The following is a 22,235-nucleotide window of genomic DNA, read 5'->3' as shown; positions in this document are numbered from 1 at the left end:
TCAGACGGCACTGCGGTTTAGCCACCAGAGGGTCGCGGCCATCAGAAGCACCGCGAGGATGCTGTACGTGGACGCTTCGATGGACTGGAAGTGCCAGAATCGATTGCCTGGTTGGTAGCTGGACCACTGTGTGTAGCCGTGCCCGGCCAGCCAGGTGTCGAATGCCCCGTCCGAGTTCACGCCGTCGGTGCGTGCCCGCTGGAACAAGCCGATGAGTTCGTCGCTCTTGACGCCGTAGCGGTGGCCGGCCGGGTCCTGCACCCACGAGGTGACGGTCCAGCCCCTGCTGGTGATCAGTGTGGATCCGGTCGGCACGTCGAGTGGTGCCTGGATCAGCGGCCGCAGCCAGAGAACCGACGACCAGACCACACCCGTCCACAGGGCCGCCGTGGCAGCCATCGCCGGGACCGTACGGCGGATCAGGGTGCCGAGCAGCGCGCCCAGCGCGAACGCGAAGAGCGTACGGGCGGCAAAGACCACCCCGGATATCTCGTATGCCTGTCCGCTGCCCATCCGGCCGAGCACGGGTTCCCAGGGGTGGAACCACCAGGTGAACAGCAGCGAGAACCCGAGGGCCGCAGCGGTCAGCGTCGCGCCGAGGATGGCGATTTTGGCGAGTGCCCATGCGACGCGGCTCCTGCCTTGCGTCCATGCGAAGCGGAAGGTGCCCGACTCCAGTTCCCGGGCGATCAGCGGTGCGCCGACGAAGGTCCCGAGCAAGCCGGGGGCAAAGGCCAGGATGCGGGGCAGAAACAGCGCCCAGCCCTGATACTGCCTCTCGAACACGCTCAGGGCCCCCGAACAGGAGCGCCCGCCGAGGCTTCCGCAGCCTTCCAGGCCCAACCGGTGGCAGGAGCCGCGCATTTCGAGCCCATTGACCACCATGAGGACCCCGAAACCGCCCAGCAGGGCCAGGCACCCGGCCAGCGCCATCCGGTGCTGCCGCCAGGTCACCCAGCCCAGTCCGCGCAGCCGCTGGGAGCCCAACCGTCGAACGAGCCACCGCGGTCCTACGGTGAGCGAGGTCATGCCTGCACCCTCTTCCAGGATTCTGCGCGCAACGCGGACGGTCCGGGCAGCGCGCTCGCCCCCGGGGTCCGCAGATACGACAGCACCAGTTCCTCGAGGTGGGTGGGCTGGGTCTGCCAGCCGGGCGGGGGTGGAGTACCGGCGGGTACCCGCACGAGCATGCGGGTCTGCCGCTCGGTTCGGACCTCGTGCACGACCGGCATCTTTTCCGCTAGGGGGTCGGCCTGTCCGGTGGGGCCCGTGAGCACATGGTGCCCGGCGATGAGTGCATCCACTTCGCCGGCGACCTGGACCTTGCCGCCCGACAGCACGACGAGGTAGTCGCAGACCCGCTCAAGCTCCGCGACCACATGGGAGGAGAAGAGCACCGACAAGCCGTTCTCCGCCACGGCCGACATGAGGGTCGCCATGAAGTCGTGCCGAGCCAGCGGGTCCAGCCGTGCCACCGGCTCGTCGAGGACAAGCAGCCGCGGCCGGCGGGCGAGCGCGACTGCGAGCGCGACTTGGGCGTACTGGCCGCCGGACAACTTGCCGACCTTGCGTGTCGACGGGATGCCAAGCCCGGCGAGTCCGGCCCGCGCGGCGGCCTCGTCGAAAGTGGCGCTGAGACCCGCCACCAGACGCAGTGTGTCCGCGACGCTCAAGTACGGGTAGAGCGGCGTGTCCTGGGCCACGAAGCCGATCGAGTTCAGGGCCTCGGACGAGCCGGCGGGCAGTCCTCCCGCCACGCGGACCCTCCCGGTGGTCGGGGTGGTCAGCCCGACTACCATCTGCAGCAGTGTCGTCTTGCCTGCCCCGTTCGGGCCGACCAGGGCAACGACGCGCCCGGCCGGTATCGCGAGCGTGCAGTCGCGCAGCGCCCACGTACGTCCATAGCGCTTGCCCACGCCGCGGGTTTCGATCGCTTGCTCCATCATCGCACCGACGGGTGCCGCCTCTTCCGCGGTGTTCATGAGGCGGCCTTTCCCTTGCCGCGGGCGTGCTCGTGGAGCGCGCTGGCGAACAGGGCGGAGATACCGTCCTGGTCGAGCCCGGCGGCTGCCGCATCGCCGATCCACCGGGTGAGGCTGCCCCGTAGCGTCTGCAGGGCCCGCAGCGGCAGGACGGCGAGCGTCCCCTGGACGAAGGTCCCCTGGCCTGGACGCCCTGCGGCCAGGCCTCTGTGCTCCAGCTCCCGGTAGGCCTTCAGCACGGTGTTCGGATTGATCGCCAGCATCGCGACCACGTCTTTCACCCTGGGCAGCTGGTCGCCTGGGACCAGATAGCCGAGCCGCAGGGCGTCCTCCACCTGCCGCACGATCTGCAGGTACGTCGGCACGCCCGATCCTGGATCGAGCCGGTACGCGATGGAGGGGTCATCGCTTAGCTCTTTATCTAGTTTCATAGATAAAGAGGCTGCCACGCGCATGACGGGCCGTCAAGCGACGGCCACGGCAACGGGTGAGAGGACACCTCAGGAGGACGCGCCGCGGGCCGCCCTCTGGCGGAGGAGACCCGTGTACCTGCCGGATGGCCCACCAGCATGGGTACTTGCGACAAGAGTCGCTGCTCCAGGGCTTGTCAGCCGCGACACTGCCCTGGCCTCCTGGGCGCCTGGCCGGTGCCGATTGATCACCGGGGCCTGGCCATGCGGCATGTTTGTAGTCGTGCAGGACTCCGCTGAGTCGGTCGCGTCGGCGGAACTCCAGGTTCCTGGTGTGTGTCGCGGTCGCGGATGAGGGAGCGGGCCTTGCTGGCTGCGCAGGAAGCCCGCCCCGGTCGGCTGTGTCGTTCCGGCGTGGGTGGGATGCCGTGCTCTTTGCGGGTTTCCCAGACGGTGGAGGCGGCGATCTTGATACCCGGGGGCCACGAGTTCACCGCGGGTGCGCCGATATCCCTACGAGGAGTTCTCTCGGGCCAGGCGCAGGACCAGGGCGCGGATCGAGCTGACGGTGGGCGGTCGTCCAGTCCGGCGCAGGCGGCGGTGAGGCTCCGTTGAGTAGGTTGCGGTGCCATCGCGTGATCGTGTCGGGCAGCAGGAGACCGGCGATCAAGACCGTGACCTGGCCGGAAGATTCATCGGCACCCGTAGCGACCGAACGCCGGTGACCGCCGCAGGTGAGGGCGGCTTGACAACGACCCCGACACTTCCGTGGTGATCAGGGCGTCCGCCTGCGGGCGCTCCCCTCGCTCGGAAAGCCCCTTTGGAGAACTGCGAAGGTCGCGGAACAGCCGTGTGATGGGCTCACGGGGATCGGGAGTCGTATCGGGCCGCTCACCGCCCGAGGTTGCATCCGGCTCGCTGCCTGTGTCATTGGGCATGGCCGACAACCAATGCCGTCATGTGGACGGCGCCGCGCGTCGGCCGTGTGCCGGTGCCCTCATCCGCGTGGAACGACCGCGACCGGGCACCGGGCGTGATGCAGGACGGCGTGCGTGACCCTGCCCAAGGGCGCCCCGATGGCGCGAGCGGGCCTTCTCGCACCCATCACCAGCAGATCGGCAGAGGGTGAGGCCTCTACGAGTGAGCCTGCGACCGACCGGGACCTGACCACGTCCTCGGTGATGGACACGTCAGGAAACTCCTCACGGATCGGGTCGACCGTGCGCTTCGTCGCTTCGATCTCCGACCTGGAGATCGCACCGACGTCATCGATGATCGCGGCCATGCTGCCTGCGCCTTCCAGAAACATCCATGCGCTGATCACCCGCAACGTCGCTCCGCGTGCGTGGGCGGTACGTGCGGCGAACCGCAGGGCACCGCGGTCACCGTCGTCCCGCACGGCTGCCACCACCACGCCAGTGGCCGGTTCTGCGACCTCCCGTACGACGATCACCGGACCGTGGGACCGGGCACAGACATGGAGTCCGACCGAGCCGAGCAGCAGATTGCCGAAACCGCCGTGCCCACGGGAGCCCACCACCAGCGTGTCCTGGGGCCGAGCGGCCTCCAGGAGGCTTTCACCGGGATCGGTGCGGCTGAGAACGGTGTCCACCGTCAGTCCGGGATGGCGATCGGACACCTTCGCCGTCACCTCGTCAAGGAGGGCGCGGCCTTCGTCGACCGCCGTCGTGGGGCTGTCGGCAGTCCAGGACCGCGCATGTTTGGCACCTGAACCGTGCACCACGGTGAGCGGCTGATCGCGTGCGACTGCCTCGGCCGCCGCCCAGAGCACCGCCCTGGTCGCAGGGTCCGAGCCGTCCGTGCCGACCACGACAGGGCCGAGCAGGTCGTGCCGCCGAGCTGCTGCGTCCATCGCTCCTCCTGGGGCGGGCAGTGGTGGAAGGGCCGACGGCCAGGCAAGCGCAGCCCTCCTGACAGCCTGGGGCTGCGGTACTGCAGTCGCAATCCGGGGCGGGCGACAGGGGGCGCCGCTCCTGGCAGAGCCAGCGGGGCGGCGCCCCCTGAAGCCCGTTCCGTGCCCACGGGCCTGGCCCCGGCGGTGGATCAACAGATCTCTGATTGCCCTGTCGGGCCTCGACGTGGGCCGGTCGGCCGGTGGCCGGGCAGCGCCGGAATGAGGAATGTAGTGAGGGACCCGTGACGGAAGGTGTCGCGGACCGGTGCCGGAGGTGGGCGAGATGACGCGTTACGTGGTTGTGGGGATGGACGGCTCCGATGGGAGCCGGGTGGCGGTGCGCTGGGCGGCGAAAGAAGCTGCGGCGCGGGGGCTGGCGCTGCGGTTGGTCACGGTGGCGCCCTCTGGGCCCTGGCGGGGGCCTTCCGGCCCTGGGCACACTGCGCGGGGGGAGCGGGATGCGAGTCCGGCGAAGACCGGTGCGGCTGCGGTGAAGCAGGCCTATCCGGACCTGGATCTTGGCGCCAGGGAGTTCTCCGGGAAGCCTGCGGAGATTCTGGCCGAGGTCGGGCAGGGCGCCGAGGTACTGGTGGTCGGAACACGGGGGACGGGCGGGTTCGACGGGCTCCGGCTGGGTTCTGTCGCACTCGAGGTGGCGGGCAGGGCGCTTTGCTCCGTGGTCCTCGTGCCGCCGGAGATCTCTGACCGGGAACAGGGTCACGAGCTCGTGGTGGGCGTCGATGCGCGGCACCCCGACGACAATGCCCTGGGCACCGCATTCAGAGAGGCCGGGCTTCGTGGCGCCCGGCTGCGAGCGGTGCACGCCTGGGACCTGCCGTCTCGGGGCCGGACCTTCGGCCGCGCGCTGGAAGAGGACCGGGCGGAGTGGGAGGACCACGAGGTGCAGCTGCTGGACGACGCGCTGCACGGCTGGCGGCAGAAGCATCCGGAGGTGTCCGTGCTGCCCGATGTGCGGTCGTTCGGCGCGGCGGACGCGTTGGTGCGGGCGTCCGCCGGCGCAGAGCTCCTTGTGGTCGGGCGGGGGCCGCGCCACGCGGTCTATCTGGGCGGTGTCACGCACGCCGTGGCGCACCACACCCACTGCCCTTTGATGCTGGCCCATCGCCACTGAACTGCCGCGCCTGCCGGCACAGGACCCTCGCTCCGGCGCCCATCACGAGTGAGGCGCCCGTGGGTGCAGTACACGTGCCTCTGCTGAGCAGCGCCGGCGGGATCGTCACCCGGCGCGGTGCTCCCGGGCAGTCCCCGGGCCTGCCGTCCCGGTCGGGTGTGGCGCCTTTGACGTGGCGGATGCCGAGTGGACCTTGATCGAGCCCTCGGCCGGCGGGGCGGTGGCCCACGACTGAACGGTCCCACGACGTCAGGTTGTGGAAATCCGCCGACGTGGTGCCATGGAAGCAGGGCGCGAAAAGGACGGTCGATGGAGTCGCACTGGACATGGTGCCATGAGGGGTACGACCCGTCGCAGGAGCGGCTGCGCGAGGCGTTGTGCACCCTCGGCAACGGCTGCTTCGCCACCCGTGGGGCGGCATCCGAGGGTCGGAAGGGATCCGTGCACTACCCGGGCACGTACGCCGCCGGCTGCTACAACCGGCTGTCCTCGCCCGTGGCCGGTCGCGACGTCGACAACGAGGACATGGTCAACCTGCCGAACTGGCTGCCACTGCGGGTACGGGCGGCAGGCGGCGGCTGGTTCACCCCGGACGACACCTCCGTGCTCGCGTATGCGCAGGTCCTCGACATGCACCGGGGCACACTGACCCGCCGGATGCGGCTGCGGGACGCAGACGGGCGCGAGATGGAACTGGAGGAGACCAGGCTGGTCCACATGGCCGACCCGCACCTCGCCGCACAGCTGCTGCGCCTGACCCCGCACGGCTGGGACGGGGAAGTGGAGATCGAGGGCGGGCTCGACGGGAACGTGGCAAACGACGGCGTCGAACGCTACCGGGATCTCGACAGCCGCCACCTCGTGGACCTGCGCACCGGGACCGCGGGCGCCGACACCGTCTTCCTGACGTGCCGGACGTCCGCCTCCGGCATCCGTATCGCCATGGCTGCCCGTATCCGCCTGGGCGACGGGCTGCAGTGCGGCCCGGCGAACCTGGCGACGGACGAGGGCACGGCGGTGCGCCGGATGACGCTGGCCGTGGCCAGGGACCGACCGGTGGCGGTGGAGAAGACGGTCGCCCTGCACACCTCCCGCGACCCGGCGATCGCCGACCCCCTGCACGCCGCCCTAGGCCGGGTGGCGCAGGCGTCGGACTTCGCCGGGCTGCTCGCCTCGCACACCGCCGCCTGGGACCGCCTGTGGCGCCGCGCCGAACTCACGGTGCCCGGGGAGGCAGGACACATCCTGCGCCTGCACCTCTTCCACCTGCTGCAGACGCTCTCGCCGCACACGGCGGACCTCGACGTGGGTGTTCCGGCCCGTGGCCTGCACGGGGAGGCGTACAGGGGCCATGTCTTCTGGGACGAGCTGTTCGTGCTGCCGTTCTTGAACCTGCACCTGCCCGAGGTCTCCCGCGCGCTGCTGATGTACCGCCACCGCAGGCTCGAAGCCGCCTGCCGGGCCGCGGCTGCCGAGGGGCGGGCCGGCGCGATGTACCCGTGGCAGAGCGCCAGCGACGGCCGCGAGGAGACGCAGCGGTTTCATCTCAACCCGCGCTCCGGCCGATGGCTGCCCGACCACTCCCACCTTCAGCACCACGTCGGCTCTGCTGTGGCGTACAACATCTGGCAGTACTGGCTGGCCAGCGGGGACACCGCTTTCCTGCACACCGAGGGCGCCGAGATGCTGCTGCAGATCGCCCGCTTCTGGGCGCACAGCGCGGTGTGGGACACCGGGCGCGAGCGGTACCGGATCCTGGGGATCATGGGCCCGGACGAATACCACGACGCGTATCCGGACGCGGCCGAACCCGGCGTCGACGACAACACGTACACCAACGTCACGGCGGCCTGGGTGCTCGCCCGCGCCTTGGAACTTTCCCGGACCATGCCGGCTCCCCGCCGCGACGAACTCTTCGAGCGCCTCGGGCTCGACGACGCGGAGCCGGCACTGTGGGAGGACGTCTCCCGCCGCCTGCGGGTGCCCTTCCACCGCGGGTTCATCAGCCAGTTCGACGGCTACGGGGATCTCACCGAGCTGGACTGGGAGGGCTACCGCGCCCGCTACGGGGACATCCGCCGCCTCGATCGCATCCTGGAGGCCGAGGGCGACAGCGTCAACCGCTACCAGGCCTCGAAGCAGGCCGACGTGCTGATGCTCGGCTACCTCTTCCCGCCCGCCGAACTGGCGTCGCTCTTCCGGCGGTTGGGTTACCGGCTCGACGACGACAGGTGGCTCGCGACCGTGGACCACTACCTCGCCCGCACCAGCCACGGCTCGACCCTCAGTGGACTGGTGCACGGCTGGGTCCTGGCCCGCTCGCGCCGAGCAGACGCCTGGACGTACGTCCGCGAAGCACTGCTCGGCGACGTCGCCGACATCCAAGGCGGCACCACCGGCGAGGGCATCCACCTCGGCGCCATGGGCGGCACCCTCGATCTCGTCCAGCGCGGCCTGACCGGGCTCGAACCCCGCCCGGACACCCTGCGTCTTGACCCGGTCCCGCTGCCGGAGCTCTCCCGCTTCCACCTGTCCGTGCGCTACCGCACCCACTGGGGCGTCGGACTCACCCTGCAGGCCGGCCAGTTGCGCATCACCGTCCCCCACTCCGGCCAGGCACCGATGCCGGTGACCCTGCGCGACCGCAACTTCGCGATCACCCCCGGCAGCGAACTGACCGTCGACCTGCCGCCCGCCTGACGGGCGGCCGTGGTCGTCCTCGCCTGTGTCGGAGTGATAGGCCGCCGGCTGGAGGACGCCCGCCCCCGTCTGCTCGACCTGGACGGACCGCACGGAAGCGGCCGGTCCTGCTGAGACGACGCGTGAGCGGATGGCCCATCCATCTCGCTCAGAAGAAGCTGAGAAGTTGGCGTGGAAGGCTGCGATCCCCCCTTCGGGCGGCACCTCATGTGTCGCCCGAAGGGCTTGCTGAGCACGTCCTCTTCAGTGGAGAAACGCCCATGAGCCTGACGTACATAGACGGTTTGCCAGCGCATGTTCTCTTCGTGCATGCCGTGGTGGTGCTGGTGCCGATGACGGCCCTGGCGGCCGTGGTCTGTGCGGTCCAGCCCCGGTACGCCCGGCGAATGGGCCTGGTGCTGCCGTTGCTGGGTCTGCTGACGTTGGGGCTGGTGCCCGTCACCACGCACGCGGGCGAGTGGTTGGAGTCCCGGGTCGGCAGTGACCCCCTGGTGCGCAGGCACACGGAGTTGGGCGACGGTCTGCTGCCCTGGGCGATCGGTCTGTTCGCGGTGTCGCTCGCGGTGTGGTGGTTGGGACGGCGTCCGGCGGAGCGTGCGGAGCCGGCCACAAGCGGGTCCTGGGCCGGCGCCGCCCGGTGGAAGTCGCCGGCCGTGTTGCGTGTGACGGCCACGGTACTGGCCGTCGTGGTGTCCGTCGGGGCAGTGGTGGACGTCTACAGGATCGGCGAGTCCGGCGCGAAGGCGGCCTGGCACGACAACTACGACAAGTCCGCCACATCTCGTCACGGGTGACGTGCCGCCGGCCCGGCGCCGCCGAACCAATACTGGATCACCCGGAACCCGGACGGTGCCCGGGCAAGGTGATGGTGAACGTCGTCGCACCCGGGCGGCTTCGTACCTCGGCGGTGCCGCCGTGGGCGGCTGCCACCGCGGTGACGATTGCCAGGCCGAGGCCGGCGCCGTGGCCGTGGGGCCCGGGCCGGGTGTGGTCGGCCCGGGCGAAGCGCTCGAAGACGGTGTCACGGATGTCCGCGGGGATGCCGGGGCCGTCGTCCTCGACCACGAGCCGGGTGGTCGCTTCGTCCTGACGGAGCCGGACGGTGACCCGGGTTCCGGGAGGGGTGTGGAGGCGGGCGTTGGCCAGCAGGTTTCCGGTGATCTGCTGGAGCCGCAGGGGGTCTCCGGTCGTCGTGATCGGAGCCTCCGGCAGATCGAGGACCCAGCGATGGCCGGGACCCGCGGCGCGCGCGTCGTCGACGGCGTCCAGAACGAGCCGGGTGAGGTCGACCGGTTCCCGGCCCAGCGGCCGGCCGGCGTCGAGGCGCGCGAGCAGCAGCAGGTCGTCGACCATGCCGCCCATACGCGACGACTCGGCGGTGATCCGTTCCAGGGCGCGCGACACACCGGTCGGCACGGGGCCGGGGTTGAGCTTCGCCAGCTCTGCGTGGCCGCGGATGGAGGCGATGGGGGTGCGCAGCTCATGGCTGGCGTCGGCGGCAAAGCGGCGCAGCCGCTCCTCGCTGGCGTGCCGCTTGCCCAGTGCGCTCTCGACGTGTCCCAGCATCCGGTTGAGGGCGATGCCGACCTGGCCGACCTCGGTGCGCGGATCGACGTCGGGGACCCGGTCGGGAAGCGCCACCTCGCCGCTCGCCAGTGGGAGCGCTGTGACCGAGGCGGCGGTGGCCGCGACCCGGCGCAGCGGCCGCAGCGACCACCGTACCCAGAACGCACCCGCCGCGCCTGCGACCAACAGCGCGCCGCCGAAGACGGCGGCCTCGACTGCGACCAGGCGGGCGACGGCGTCCTCCACGCCGTTCAGCGGCAACCCGGTCACCAGGACGTCACCGTCGTCCCCGGTGACCGCCTTCACCCGGTAGTCGTCCAGGGCCGACAGGTCCAGCCTGTGGCTGTGCCCGTCGACGGGGACTGCGGCGATGGCCGCCTTGTCACCGGTCGTCAGGGCCACGGAGGTGTCGGACCCCGACCGCACGACGCCGGCCGCGGTGACCCTCCCGTGCAGCAGTCGTGCGCCGAAGGTACCGGGCGCCTGCCGGCGGGTGTCCACGTGAGCGTTGTCCGCGTCCGGTTCCCCCGGGCTGCGGTGTTCGAGGCTGGCCGGGAACGTACCGCCGGCCTGGGTGAGCTGCTGGTCCAGACGGTCTGTGAGGAAGGAGCGCAGCGTGACGACGGCCGCGATCCCCACCGCGGCACAACTCAGCGCGAGCAGCACGACCAGGCCGCAGGTCAGCCTGGCCCGCAGGGTGTGCGGCAGCCACCGCCTCACCGCGGCGCGGCCTTCAGCACGTAGCCGGCCCCCCGTACGGTGTGGATCATCGGCTCACGGTCGGCGTCGATCTTGCGGCGCAGGTAGCTGATGTAGAGCTCCACCACGTGGGCCTGGCCGCCGAAGTCGTAGGACCACACATGGTCGAGGATCTGCGGTTTGCTCAGCACCCGGCGCGGGTTGCGCATGAGGTACCGGAGGAGCTCGAACTCCGTCGGTGACAGGTCGATCGCCTCTCCGCCCCGGGTGACCTCCCGGGCGTCCTCGTCGAGAGTGAGATCACCGACCACCAGCAGCGTCGCGTCGTCGCGCGCCCGCGTCATCCCGGCGCGACGCAGCAGGCCGCGCAGCCGGGCCAGCACCTCCTCGAGGCTGAAGGGTTTGGTGACGTAGTCGTCGCCGCCGGCAGAGATGCCGGCGATCCGGTCCTCCACGGAGTCCCGTGCGGTGAGAAAGAGCACGCACACGTCGGGCCGGACCGCCCGCAGGCCCCGCAGCGCCGCCAGCCCGTTGCCGTCGGGCAACATGATGTCGAGGACCACCGCGTCCGGCTGGAAGTCGTCGGCGCGGGCAAGCGCGGTGGCGACGTCACCCGCGGTGCGCACCTGCCAGCCCTCGTAGCTCAGTATCCCGGCGAGCACCTCCGTGAGATCAGGTTCGTCATCGACCACCAGAACCCGCACGGGGGAGCCGTCGGGCCGGGTGAGGGGTGGGGGCTGGGTGCGCGGTGCGGGGTTCATGGTCCTTCCAGCATCCCTCAGCGCCGAAGTCCCCAGCGTTCCGCTTCCTCTGAATCGGCTCTGAGTCTTCTGAACGCGCCGTGGCTTTCCGCCGGGCCCCGGGCTCAGAGCTGATTGAGAGGTTTCCCCCGCACAGTGGCGGTGCAGGGCGAAACGAAAGGACCCCCATGACCACCACATACGGCCGACGCCCGGCGCGGCACGCGGTGGCGCCCCCCAGGCGACGGCTTTCTCCGGCCGCTCCGATCCTCCTGCTCGGATGGATGGGCGCGGCCGCGGTTCTGGCGCTGTGGTGGCAGGACACGGGCGCGGTTGTCGGCACGGCGGACTGGTTGATCGGTGCGGGCCGGATCGCCGGTCTGCTCAGCGGTTACTGCTGCGCGCTGCTGGTCGGCCTGATGGCCCGGGTCCCGGTCCTCGAGCATGGAGTGGGCAGCGACCGGGTGGCGCGCTGGCACGCCTTGCTGGGCCGATACACCGTCTGCCTGCTGACCGTGCACGTCACCTTGATCCTTTGGGGCTACGCGGTCCAGGCCCACACCGGCGTGGTCGGCGAGACGGCGACGGTGGTCCTGACCTACCCCGAGATGCTCAAGGGCACGATCGGTGGGGTGCTGCTGCTCGCTGTCGGAATCGTGTCCGCGCGAGCGGTACGCCGCAAGATTCGCTACGAGATCTGGTACTACCTGCACCTGCTGACCTACCTGGCGGTCTTCCTCGCCTTCTGGCACCAGCTCGCCCTCGGCGCGGACTTCTCGGCCCACCCGCTCGCTCGCGGATTCTGGTACGCGCTCTACGCGTCGGCCGCCGCGGCCGTGCTCTGGTACCGGGTCACGGCGCCTCTGCGACTGAACGTACGGCACCGCCTTCGGGTGGCGCAGGTAGTCCAGGAGGCGCCGGACGTGGTGTCGGTGATCGTGCGCGGACAGCTGCTGCCGGAGCTGGCGGCCCGGCCAGGGCAATTCCTGCGCTGGCGCTTCCTGGCCCCCGGACTGTGGTGGACGGCGAGCCCGTACTCGCTGTCCACAGCCCCCAGGCCCGACCTGCTCCGCCTCACCGTCAAGGCGGTCGGTGGCCACAGCGCGGCGCTGGCCCGGCTGCAACCGGGCACCCGGATCTGGGCCGAGGGGCCGTACGGTGCTCTGACCGCCGACCGAAGGACCCGGCAGAAGGTGCTGCTGCTCGCCGGCGGGATCGGTGTGACACCCCTGCGCGCCCTCTTCGAGTCCCTGCCCGCGCAGCCGGGCGACCTGACGCTGATCTACCGGGCCCGCACCACGGGCGACCTGGCGCTGCGCGGCGAACTGGAGTCGATAGCCCGCTCCCGCGGTGCCCACCTGCATTACCTGCTCAATCGGGCCGACGGCAGCAGACCACTCCTCACCGCCGACCTCCTGCGCGCTGTGCTGCCGGATGTCGCACACCACGACGTCTATCTGTGCGGACCGCCCGGTTGGGCACGTGCCTCCTATGAGGCCCTGCGCTCGGCAGGAGTACCGACCCGCCACATCCACCATGAGTTGTTCGAACTGTGAGACGCCTGTGAACAGTCTTTCCGGCCGTCCTCTGCGGCGTGTCCTGCTCAGCACGCTGGGAACCGTCAGCGGCGTGGTTCTCCTGCTCAGCCTCAAGCCGCACACCCCGGCCGGGGCGGCGGGCGCGGCGGCCGAGCCCACAGCGCCCGTCCCCACCCCGTCCGCCTCCACCACGTCCCCCTCCGCAGGCGCAGGGGGTACGGCGGCGACCCGGACCGTGCAGGGCGACACCGTGCAGACCCGTTACGGCCCTGTGCAGCTCCGGATCACCCTGCACGCAGGCGTGATCACCGCCGTGTCCGTCGTCCAGGTGCCGGACGGCAACCCCCGCGACCGGGAGATCGCCGGCTTCGCGGTCCCCCAGCTCACGCACGAGGCGCTGGCCGCGCAGAGCGCGCAGATCGACACCGTCTCGGGAGCGACCTACACCAGCCAGGGCTACATCCAGTCCTTGCAGAGTGCTCTGGACAAGGCCGGTGTCTGACCGTGGCTGACGCGGGCACCCGGCTGCGCCGGGTCGAGCACACCATGGGCACCGTCTTCTCCTTCGACGTACGCGGCGCCGGCCCCCGCGCGGCCGCGGCCTTCGAAGCCGCAGTGGCGTGGCTGCACCACGTCGACGAGGTCTTCTCCACCTATCGGCCCGAAAGCCAGATCAGCCGACTGGCTGCCGGAAAGCTGGCGCTGTCCGGCTGCTCGCCCGAGGTGTGGGAGGTCCTGCGCCTCTGCGAGGCCGCCGAGCGGCGTAGCGGCGGCTGGTTCAGCGCTGGGTACGCGGGCGGTTTCGACCCCACCGGGCTGGTCAAGGGGTGGGCAGTGGAGCGGGCGGCGGCAATGATCTCCTCGGCCGGCGCCGAGGCGGTGTGCGTCAATGGTGGCGGCGACGTACAGGTGCACGGTGGGCCGTGGCGGATCGGCGTGAGCGACCCGGTGCGCAGGGGCGGACTGGCGACTGTCGTGCACGCCGACGGCGAACTGGCCGTCGCCACCTCCGGCCCCGCCGAACGCGGCTGCCACATCGTCGACCCCGGCACCGGCCGACCCCCGGCCGCCGGGCTGGCCTCCCTCACCGTGCTCTGCCGCGGCCTGACCGACGCCGACGCGTACGCCACCGCCGGGTACGCCATGGGCGACCGCGCCCGTGCCTGGCTGGAGTCCCTACCCGGCACCCGGTCCCTCGCGATCGACACGGACGGCAATTCGTGGACCACGGGCGGAACCGGACCGGACAGCGGACCGGCATGCCGGTGACCCTGTGGGGCTCAGATGTAGGATTTCGCCTCTGAGCTGCGGGTTCATTGTGGTGGCGGCATCCGCACCTGCGATGAACCCGGCCATGCTCCGTGGCGGTACGCATGGTGATCGCCTCCCGGAACGAACGGGACACGATGCACTTCCAGCATCCGCCGTCGCGGCATGCCAGCGGCGACCAAACGCGACCACACCCGGCAGCGCACGGCCTCTGGCCTGCACCGATCCCTTGGCGTGGCGACAAGTGCAGCCCCCGAGTCATGGTCGAGGCGTCGTGCAAGGGTCCAGGCCGCGGCGAGTGGGAGGACGAACAGGAGCCCGAACACCCGCAGGAACGGCCCCCGGTGGATGATGCCGGACGGCCCCGAAACCGAGCCCACCTTGGACGGAGTCATGTGTGCTGTCGATGTGTCTTTTGGATCAGGTATCCCACCCCGGGTGAGATACCTGAGGTGGCTCTTCACCGGGGCAGGCCGCTGCCGTAGGGCCCGTAGAGGTCGAGCAGCCGGGTGCGGGCGTCCTCCAGCCGGTGACCGATGACCTCGGCGCAGGCGAGGACGAAGGCGTAGCCGAACTCGGGGTGTTCCTGGCACAGTCGCCGCACCCCGGCCGCGTCGAACTCGAAGGCGCGTACGTCGGTCACCGCCTGGGCCGACATGTGCCAATGGCGCGGGGGGAACAGCCAGGACCATCCCAGCAGGGATCCTTGGCCGAGCTTTTCGATGGCGGCGGGCGGTTGGCCGGGGACGTGCAGTTCCAGGGAGACGTCGCCGTCGCGGATGATCCAGAACCTGTCGGCCTTGCCTTTCTCCTCGAAGATCCGACGGCCTGCGGGGAACGTCACTTCGCGGGCCAGGGCCATCAGCCGGGCGAGGTGCTCGTCGGGAAGGGCGGCCAACCGCCCGGTCATCGTCATCAGTTTCGTCATGACGGTCTTCTCCTTCATCGGATACGGCGCCCGCCGGCGACCATTCGCCTCGGCTGCGCCGGCCATGTCCCTATCGTCGGGTGGTTCGCACCGGTCCGTCGTGGGCCGAAAGGCCCCTGTGCGGGGCCGGTTGGTTCCCTGTCGGGGGATCGGTCGAAGCGTGCGTGCCGGCTTCCGGCGGCTGTCACAGCGCGCGAAGGCCGTGGCTGCGGAACTGCGCGCTCACCCGGTCCACGAGAGCGGCGTCGGGCACGGGAGTGTCTCGCAGGGGGAAGGGCAGACCGAGGGCGTCGTACTTGGCGGCGCCGAGCTTGTGGAAGGGGAGTACATCGATCTGTTCGACGTTGCCGAGGCCGGCGGTGAAGGCGGCCAGGCCGTCCACTGCGGCCTCGTCGTCCGTCCAGCCGGGCACGAGCACGTAGCGGATGCGGACCGGCACGCCGAGACGGTCGAGGCGGGTGGCGAAGTTCAGGGTCGGGGTGAGAGAGGCGCCGGTGAGTTGCCGGTGGGTCGGTACGTCGAAGGACTTGATGTCGAGCAGGACCAGGCTGGTGTCGGTGAGCAGCTCGTCGGTGGCGCGGGCGCCGAGGAAGCCGGACGTGTCCAGGGCCGTGTGCAGGCCCAGTTGGCGGCAGCGGCGCAGGATCCGGCCGGCGAAGGCGGGCTGCAGCAGCGGTTCACCGCCGGTCAGCGTGACCCCGCCGGCGGCGATGAAGGGGGTGCACCTGCCGATCTCGGTCATGATCTCGTCGACGGTCGTCTGCTGTCCGTCGCGCATGTGCCAGGTGTCGGGGTTGGCGCAGTACAGGCAGCGCAGCGGGCAGCCGCTGAGGAAGAGGACGAACCGGGTCCCAGGGCCGTCAACGCCGGTGGACAGGTCCCAGGAGTGGATGCGGCCCGAGAGCGGCGGGCCGGGCATCGCCCGATCCGCCGTGCGACCGATTTCCGGCTTCACCGGGCACCGTGGAAGGTGCGGCTGATCACGTCGAGTTGCTGCTCCCGGGTCAGGCGGACGAAGTTGACGGCGTAGCCGGAGACGCGGATGGTCAGCTCCGGGTACCTCTCCGGATGGACCATGGCGTCTTCGAGGGTGGTGCGGTCCAGGACGTTGACGTTGAGGTGGAAGCCTCCGGTTGCGGTGTAGGCGTCGAGGATGCCCGCCAGGTCCGCGGCGCGTTCGTCCGGGTCATGGCCGAGCCCTTCGGGGGTGATGGTCGAGGTCAGCGAGATGCCGTCCCTGGCCCGGGCGTAGGGGATCTTGGCGACGGACATGGCGGAGGTGATCATGCCGTGCCGGTCGCGGCCGTTCATCGGGTTGGCGCCTGGGGCGAACGGGGCTCCGGCGGGGCGTCCGTCGGGTGTGGCGCCGGTGTGGTGGCCGTAGACGACGTTGGAGGTGATGGTGAGCACCGACTGGGTGTGCTCGGCCTCCCGGTAGGCCGGGTGGCGGGCAATCTTGTCCATGAACGACTCGACCAGGGCTGTCGCGATGGTGTCGGCGCGGTCGTCGTTGTTGCCGAAGGCCGGCCAGTCACCGTTCGTCTTGTAGTCGACGGCGAGGCCGGTGGCGTCTCTGATGACCTGCACACGGCCATACCTGACGGCCGAGAGGCTGTCCGCGGCCACCGAGAGCCCTGCGATACCGCAGGCCAGAAAGCGGTGCACGGGGTGGTCGTGCAGCGCCATTTCCAGGCGTTCGTAGGCGTACTTGTCGTGCATGTAGTGGATGACGTTGAGGGTGTTGACGTAGGTGGCGGCCAGCCAGTCCAGGGTGCGGTCGTAGGCAACGGACAGCTCGTCGAAGTCGAGGATATCGCCGGTCAGCGGCGGGGCGGCCGGGGCGACCTGCTCGCCCGTCATCTCGTCGCGGCCGCCGTTGATCGCGTAGAGCAGGGCCTTGGCGATGTTGACGCGGGCTCCGAAGAACTGCATCTGCCGGCCTACTGCCATGGCGGAGACGCAGCAGGCGATGGCGGTGTCGTCGCCGGTGCGCGGGCGCATCAGGTCGTCGGACTCGTACTGGATGGCGCTGGTGTCGATGGAGACCTGGGCGCAGAACCGCTTGAAGGGGTCGGGGAGCCGGGAGGACCACAGCACGGTCAGGTTCGGCTCCGGGGCGGGGCCGAGGTTGTACAGGGTCTGCAGGAAGCGGAAGGAGGTGCGGGTGACCAGGGTGCGGCCGTCGGCGCCCATCCCGCCGATGGACTCCGTCACCCAGGTGGGGTCGCCGGAGAACAGTGCGTCGTACTCCGGGGTGCGCAGGAAGCGCACGATCCGTAGCTTGATCACGAAGTCGTCGATCAGCTCCTGGGCGCGGGTCTCGTCGATGACGCCTGCGTCCAGGTCGCGTTGGAGGTAGACGTCCAGGAACGTCGAGGTGCGGCCCAGGGACATCGCGGCGCCGTTCTGCTCCTTCACCGCGGCCAGGTAGCCGAGGTAGAGCCACTGGATCGCCTCGTGCGCCGTGGCGGCCGGGCGGGTCACGTCGCAGCCGTAGGAGGCGGCCATCCTGGCGAGTTCGCCGAGCGCGCGGATCTGCTCGGCCAGTTCCTCCCGGTCGCGGATCACCTCGGCCGTGGACGGTTCCAGGTCGAGCCGGGCGCGCTCGGCGCCCTTGGCCTCGACCAGGAGGGTGGTGCCGTAAAGGGCGACGCGGCGGTAGTCGCCGATGATCCGGCCGCGGCCGTAGGCGTCGGGCAGGCCGGTGATGATGCCCGCTTTGCGAGCGCGGCGCATCTCGGGTGTGTAGGCGTCGAAGACTCCCGCGTTGTGGGTCTTGCGGTAGGTGCCGAAGACCTTGGTGACGGACGGGTCGGGCTCGTAGCCGTAGGCGCGCAGGCCGTTCTCGACCATCCGCAGCCCGCCGCTGGGCATGATGGCTCGTTTCAGCGGTGCGTCCGTCTGCAGCCCGACGATCAATTCGCGCTCGCGGTCGATGTAGCCGGGGGCATGGGAGGTGATGGTGGAGGGGGTGGCGGCGTCGACGTCGAGGATCCCGCGGCGGCGTTCCTCGGGCAGTAGCACGGTGATCTGCGACCATACTGCGAGCGTGCGGTCGGTGGGGCCGGCCAGGAAACCGGGCCCGCCCTCGTAGGGGGTGTAGTTGGCCTGGATGAATTCGCGCACCGCGATGCGCTCGCGCCACCGCTCGCCCCTGAAGCCGGCCCAGGGATCGGCTTGCGCCGTCTGGGGGGTGAGCTCGTTGATTGCTGTCATTGCGGCAGCCCCCTTGTCGTGTCGTCGTCCGGTGTCTTCATGTCGATCGTCGCCGGGTCGGCGGGCGGCTGGCAGGGCCGACCGGTCCCGACACTCCGCCGGTCGGCCCTCGGCGGCTTCTTTGCGCGCCGCAGGACGCTGCGTTCCCGCTCACGCGCAGCCCGGTGTCGTCACTGCTCTCCGTGCGGTTGGGGGACTTTGCGAGTCGTACCCTGCACGACGGCGTGTTCCTCCGGCGGCGACGCGCTGCCGTAGTAGGCGGCGAGCATCAGCTCCCGCATGTCGTCGAGCATCGGCATGCGCGGGTTGGCGGGGGCGCACTGGTCGTCGAACGCGTTGAGCGCCTGCTGCGGCAGCGCGGCCACGAAGTCACTCTCCTTGACGCCCATCACGGCGAACGACGCCTCTATGCGCACGGCGTCCCGCAGCCGCTCGACGGCGGCGGCATACGAAGCGACGGCCTCAGCGGGTGTGGAGGCCGGGAGGTCGAGCATGCGGGCGATGTCCTGGAAGCGCTCCGGGGCACGGTACGTCTCGTACTTGGGCCAGCTGGTGAGCTTGGCCGGCACGGTGCCGTTGTAGCGGATGACGTGCGGCAGCAGTACGGCGTTGGTACGGCCGTGGGTGATGTGGAAGGTCGCGCCCAGGGTGTGGGACATGGCGTGGACGATGCCGAGGAAGGCGTTGCCGAAGGCCATGCCCGCGATGGTGGCGGCGTTGTGCAGCTTCTCCCGGGCCAGCGGGCTGCCGGCACGGTCGTCGACAGCCGCTTCGAGGTGCTCGAAGACGAGTTTGATGGCCTGCAGTGCCAGACCGTCGGTGAAATCGTTGGCATAGACCGAGACGTACGCCTCGGTGGCGTGGGTGAGGGTGTCGAAGCCACTGTCGGCGGCGATGGCTGCCGGCAGTGCGGTGGTCAGGAGCGGGTCGATGATGGCGACGCTGGGGGTCAGTGCGTAGTCGGCGAGCGGGTACTTCTTGCCGCTGGCGGGGTCGGAGATGACGGCGAAGGGGGTGACCTCTGCGCCGGTGCCGGAAGTGGTCGGGATGCAGACCAGCCGTGCCAGCCGGCCGGGAGCGGGGAAGCGGAAGGCGCGTTTGCGGATGTCGGTGAACTTCTGCCGTATGTCGGCGAAGTCGATGTCCGGGTGCTCGTACAGCAGCCACATGACCTTGGCCGCGTCCATCGGGGAGCCACCGCCGAGGGCGATGATCGTGTCGGGCCGGAAGGCGCGCATCGTGGCGGCGCCTTGCTGGACGGAGTCGATGCTCGGCTCGGGTTCGACGTCGTCGATCACCTGGATCGTCACCGGCTGGTCGCGCCGTTGCAGGACCTGGCTGATGCGGTGGACGTAGCCCAGGCGGGTCATGGTCGCGTCGGTGACGACGGTGACGCGGTGGACGTCGGGCATCGAGCCCAGGTAGCGGATGGACTGCGGCTCGAAGTAGATCTTCGGCGGGACCTTGAACCACTGCAGGTTGTTCTGCCGTGTGGTGACGCGCTTGATGTTGAGCAGCTGCGCGGTCGAGACGTTCGCGGACACCGACGTGCCGCCCCATGAACCGCAGCCCAGGGTCAGCGAGGGCAGCAGCCCGTTGTAGATACCGCCGATGGCCCCCTGCGAGGACGGCGCGTTGACGATGATCCGTACGGCCTGCATCCGCTGCCCGTACTCCTCGGCCATGGCCGGATCGCCGGTGTGGATGACCGAACTGTGGCCCTGGCCGTGGAAGGCGATCATGTCGGCGGCGCGCTCGAAGCCCTGCTGCGTGGTCTCGGCCCGCAGTACCGCCAGGACGGGGCACAGCTTCTCGCGGGTGAGCGGTTCGTCGGGTCCGACGTGGCCGGTTTCGACCAGGATGACCGAGGTGTTCGCGGGGACGGAGAAACCGGCCTGGCGGGCGATCCACTGCGGGCTCCGCCCGACGGCGTCGGGGTTGACACGTTGCTCGTGGCCGGCCGGGGCGGGCAGGAAGAGGTAGCTCTCCAGTTGCCGCTTCTCCTCGGCTGTCGCCAAGTGGGTGTGCAGATCGGCGAAGGCGGCCATGGCCTTGTCGTAGATGTCGGTGTCCAGGATGACGGCCTGTTCCGAGGCGCAGATCATGCCGTTGTCGAAGGACTTGGACAGGACGATGTCGTTGACCGCCCGTCGCAGGTCTGCGCTGCGGTGCACATAGGCCGGCACGTTTCCTGCGCCGACGCCGACCGCGGGCTTGCCCGCCGAGTAGGCCGCCTTCACCATCGCGTTGCCCCCGGTGGCGAGGATCAGGGCGATGCCGGGGTGCCGCATCAGCAGACCGGTCGCCCTGAGCGAGGGGCGCTCGATCCACTGGATGCAGTGCTCGGGCGCCCCGGCTGCGACGGCGGCATCACGGACGATCCTGGCCGCTTCGGCGCTGCACCGCTGGGCCGCCGGGTGGAAGGCGAACACCACCGGGTTGCGGGTCTTGAGTGCCAGGAGGGCCTTGAAGATGGTGGTGGAGGTCGGATTGGTCACCGGTGTGACGGCGCACACGACGCCGACGGGTTCGGCGATCTGCACCACCGCGTCGATGTCGTCGCGCGCGACCACGCCCACCGTCTTGAGGTGCGCGAGGCTGTGCACGACGTGTTCGCTGGCGAACATGTTCTTCGCCGCCTTGTCCTCCACGATTCCGCGGCCGGTCTCCTCGACAGCGTGCCGGGCCAGTTCGGTGTGGTGGTCCAGGGCGGCGACGGAGGCCTTGGCGACGATGTGGTCGACGGCGTCCTGGCCGAGGTCGGAGAAGGCGGCCAGGGCCGTGGCGCCCCGCGCCGCAAGGAGGTTGACGGCGCGGACATCCGAATCGTCGTCGGCCTCCGCGTCGGGGCCCGCACCGGCCGGGCTGGTCGCGGATGACTTCGTCAGGTGCGTCATGGGGACCTCGTCTTCGATTCGGAAGGCGCCGGGAGCGTCCGGGGCGTTCTCGGCCCCGCGCGTCCGGGCGCCGCAGTGGCTGCGGGCGCGGCCGGTCATACGATCAGGCTGTCTTGGTGCAGTCGCCCTCGCAGAGTGCCGAACGGCCCCGATGCGGGGGCGACTCGGCTCACGAACGGGCGGCGAACGGACCGGCCGTCCGTCCGTCCGCGGCAAACGGCCACTGCTGTGGCAGAGGCCGACGCGGCTGGGCCGAGGCTGCCGGCGGCGCGGTGCCCTTGATGCGGGCGGAGGCGGCTCAGTGCCGGCGGGCCAGCAGCAGCGGGCAGCGGGTGTGGTGCGCCACGGCATGCACGACACCGCCAAGGTGCCCGGCATTCCGCGCCCCCCGGCCGACGATCAGAAGCTCCGCGTCGGCCGATGCCCGTACCAGCGCGTCCGCCGCACCGAAGAGCCGCACGTCGGGCAGCACGGCCACTTCCGGGCGTTTTCGGCGCCAGTTGCGCAGCGCGTCGTCGAGCAGTTGCACCTCCTGGTCCTCCCACTCCGCCCGGTCCTCCTCCAGCACGCCGAACACCACACCCCGGCAGATCGTCGGAAGGCCCCAGGCGTGTACGGCCCGGAGCCTGGCACCTCGCACGGCAGCCTCCTCGAACGCGACCTCCAGCGCCCCCTCGTCCGGGTGCCGCGCGTCGACGCCCACCACCACCTCGTGCCTTCGCTTGCCGGTGGCAGCCGGCGGCGGCACGAGCACCACCGGGCACGGCGCCCGGTCGGCCACCGCGAGCGCCACGGAACCGAGCCGCAGCCCGTCGAATCCGCCCGCCCCCCGCATTCCGACCACCACCACTTCGGCACCCCGCGCGATGCCGGGGAGCACATCAGCGGGGTCTCCGGCGATCTGCCGGCCGGACAGATCCAGGTCCAGGTCCGGGCCCGGGAAGGCCGCGGCGATGTCACCGAAGACCTCGGCCGGACCGGGCACCGGCTTCCGCCAGCCGGCGGACTCCCACCCGGAAGGCATCCGCGCCGGCTCGGCAGGCACCACCGTGACCATCCGCAGTCCCAGTCCCCGCGTCGCGGCCTCCTCGGCGGCCCACCGCGCCGCCTCCCGACCGTTTTTTGAACCGTCGACTCCCACCACCGCGTATCGCGTCATCACGCCTGCCTCCGGATGTCGGCCCGCGGTGCCGACACCGCGGGCTCCCCTCACACGTTCCTGGGGCCACCGCCTCCCCGCCAC

17 protein-coding genes and 1 pseudogene are annotated in these 22,235 nt (G+C 70.6%); 6 read left to right on the top strand and 12 right to left on the bottom strand.

Going from position 1 to position 22,235, the window contains the following annotated elements; genetic code table 11:
- The 5 genes and pseudogenes from ACGFMP_RS14920 to ACGFMP_RS14900 all read right to left on the bottom strand — a co-directional run bounded on the left by ACGFMP_RS14920 (nucleotide 1) and on the right by ACGFMP_RS14900 (nucleotide 4,223).
- Nucleotides 1–1,029 carry an ABC transporter permease subunit gene (locus tag ACGFMP_RS14920; protein WP_393672672.1) on the bottom strand — a complete coding sequence of 343 codons (1,029 nt, stop codon included), beginning with the start codon at nucleotides 1,027–1,029 and terminating at the stop codon, nucleotides 1–3.
- Entirely contained in the window at nucleotides 1,026–1,982 is a 957-nt protein-coding gene (locus tag ACGFMP_RS14915; protein ID WP_393672671.1) for an ABC transporter ATP-binding protein, read from the bottom strand. Before ACGFMP_RS14915 ends, ACGFMP_RS14920 begins: the two co-directional genes overlap by 4 nt.
- On the bottom strand, nucleotides 1,979–2,347 hold the full coding sequence (locus ACGFMP_RS14910; RefSeq protein WP_393672670.1) for a GntR family transcriptional regulator: 369 nt from the start codon (nucleotides 2,345–2,347) through the stop codon (nucleotides 1,979–1,981). Before ACGFMP_RS14910 ends, ACGFMP_RS14915 begins: the two co-directional genes overlap by 4 nt.
- Nucleotides 2,348–2,761: 414 nt before the next feature.
- Nucleotides 2,762–3,062 (bottom strand): annotated as a pseudogene (locus ACGFMP_RS14905) (integrase); the annotation flags it as partial.
- Between the two features lie 327 nt (nucleotides 3,063–3,389).
- Complete coding sequence (locus ACGFMP_RS14900; protein ID WP_393672669.1) at nucleotides 3,390–4,223, bottom strand: universal stress protein; 834 nt, start codon at nucleotides 4,221–4,223, stop codon at nucleotides 3,390–3,392.
- A 367-nt stretch (nucleotides 4,224–4,590) separates the two neighbouring features.
- Between ACGFMP_RS14900 and ACGFMP_RS14895 the strand changes: the two genes are divergently transcribed.
- From ACGFMP_RS14895 to ACGFMP_RS14885, 3 genes are all read left to right on the top strand, one after another.
- Entirely contained in the window at nucleotides 4,591–5,439 is an 849-nt protein-coding gene (locus ACGFMP_RS14895; protein ID WP_393672668.1) for a universal stress protein, read from the top strand.
- A 309-nt stretch (nucleotides 5,440–5,748) separates the two neighbouring features.
- On the top strand, nucleotides 5,749–8,139 hold the full coding sequence (locus tag ACGFMP_RS14890; RefSeq protein ID WP_393672667.1) for a glycoside hydrolase family 65 protein: 2,391 nt from the start codon (nucleotides 5,749–5,751) through the stop codon (nucleotides 8,137–8,139).
- Nucleotides 8,140–8,399: 260 nt separating this feature from the next.
- The gene (locus ACGFMP_RS14885; RefSeq protein WP_393672665.1) at nucleotides 8,400–8,933 is read left to right on the top strand and encodes a DUF2231 domain-containing protein; all 534 of its coding nucleotides are present in this window, start codon (nucleotides 8,400–8,402) and stop codon (nucleotides 8,931–8,933) included.
- A 37-nt stretch (nucleotides 8,934–8,970) separates the two neighbouring features.
- On the opposite strand, the gene ACGFMP_RS14880 is transcribed toward ACGFMP_RS14885, so the two are convergent.
- A complete protein-coding gene (locus tag ACGFMP_RS14880; protein WP_393672664.1) occupies nucleotides 8,971–10,425 on the bottom strand; it encodes a sensor histidine kinase in 1,455 nt (484 codons plus the stop codon).
- Nucleotides 10,422–11,165: a response regulator transcription factor gene (locus ACGFMP_RS14875; RefSeq protein WP_393672663.1), complete on the bottom strand. Its 744-nt coding sequence runs from the start codon at nucleotides 11,163–11,165 to the stop codon at nucleotides 10,422–10,424. Before ACGFMP_RS14875 ends, ACGFMP_RS14880 begins: the two co-directional genes overlap by 4 nt.
- Nucleotides 11,166–11,332: 167 nt before the next feature.
- Here ACGFMP_RS14875 and ACGFMP_RS14870 point away from each other — a divergent pair, with 167 nt between their 5' ends.
- From ACGFMP_RS14870 to ACGFMP_RS14860, 3 genes are read left to right on the top strand one after another with little or no spacing between them, the layout of a single operon-like run.
- Complete coding sequence (locus tag ACGFMP_RS14870) at nucleotides 11,333–12,700, top strand: ferric reductase-like transmembrane domain-containing protein (protein ID WP_393672662.1); 1,368 nt, start codon at nucleotides 11,333–11,335, stop codon at nucleotides 12,698–12,700.
- The gene (locus ACGFMP_RS14865; RefSeq protein WP_393672661.1) at nucleotides 12,681–13,184 is read left to right on the top strand and encodes an FMN-binding protein; all 504 of its coding nucleotides are present in this window, start codon (nucleotides 12,681–12,683) and stop codon (nucleotides 13,182–13,184) included. The genes ACGFMP_RS14870 and ACGFMP_RS14865 overlap by 20 nt, the downstream gene beginning before the upstream one ends.
- 44 nt (nucleotides 13,185–13,228) lie before the next feature.
- The gene (locus ACGFMP_RS14860; RefSeq protein ID WP_393672831.1) at nucleotides 13,229–13,951 is read left to right on the top strand and encodes an FAD:protein FMN transferase; all 723 of its coding nucleotides are present in this window, start codon (nucleotides 13,229–13,231) and stop codon (nucleotides 13,949–13,951) included.
- 460 nt (nucleotides 13,952–14,411) lie between these two features.
- Here the strand turns inward: ACGFMP_RS14860 and ACGFMP_RS14855 are convergent, their stop codons facing one another.
- The 5 genes from ACGFMP_RS14855 to ACGFMP_RS14835 form a co-directional block, all read right to left on the bottom strand.
- Nucleotides 14,412–14,879 carry a cyclic nucleotide-binding domain-containing protein gene (locus ACGFMP_RS14855; RefSeq protein WP_393672660.1) on the bottom strand — a complete coding sequence of 156 codons (468 nt, stop codon included), beginning with the start codon at nucleotides 14,877–14,879 and terminating at the stop codon, nucleotides 14,412–14,414.
- Between the two features lie 184 nt (nucleotides 14,880–15,063).
- A complete protein-coding gene (gene pflA / locus ACGFMP_RS14850; RefSeq protein ID WP_393672659.1) occupies nucleotides 15,064–15,798 on the bottom strand; it encodes a pyruvate formate-lyase-activating protein in 735 nt (244 codons plus the stop codon).
- A 32-nt stretch (nucleotides 15,799–15,830) separates the two neighbouring features.
- A complete protein-coding gene (gene pflB, locus ACGFMP_RS14845) occupies nucleotides 15,831–18,095 on the bottom strand; it encodes a formate C-acetyltransferase (protein WP_393672658.1) in 2,265 nt (754 codons plus the stop codon).
- Between the two features lie 170 nt (nucleotides 18,096–18,265).
- The gene (adhE, locus tag ACGFMP_RS14840) at nucleotides 18,266–20,992 is read right to left on the bottom strand and encodes a bifunctional acetaldehyde-CoA/alcohol dehydrogenase (RefSeq protein WP_393672657.1); all 2,727 of its coding nucleotides are present in this window, start codon (nucleotides 20,990–20,992) and stop codon (nucleotides 18,266–18,268) included.
- Nucleotides 20,993–21,290: 298 nt separating this feature from the next.
- A complete protein-coding gene (locus ACGFMP_RS14835; protein WP_393672656.1) occupies nucleotides 21,291–22,151 on the bottom strand; it encodes a universal stress protein in 861 nt (286 codons plus the stop codon).
- Nucleotides 22,152–22,235 lie beyond the last annotated feature (84 nt).

The sequence above is a fragment of the Streptomyces sp. NPDC049040 genome, assembly GCF_043197715.1.
Lineage (GTDB): Bacteria > Actinomycetota > Actinomycetes > Streptomycetales > Streptomycetaceae > Actinacidiphila.
Note: the sequence above shows the minus strand (reverse complement) of the source record. Positions and strands in the feature narration are given on the sequence as shown.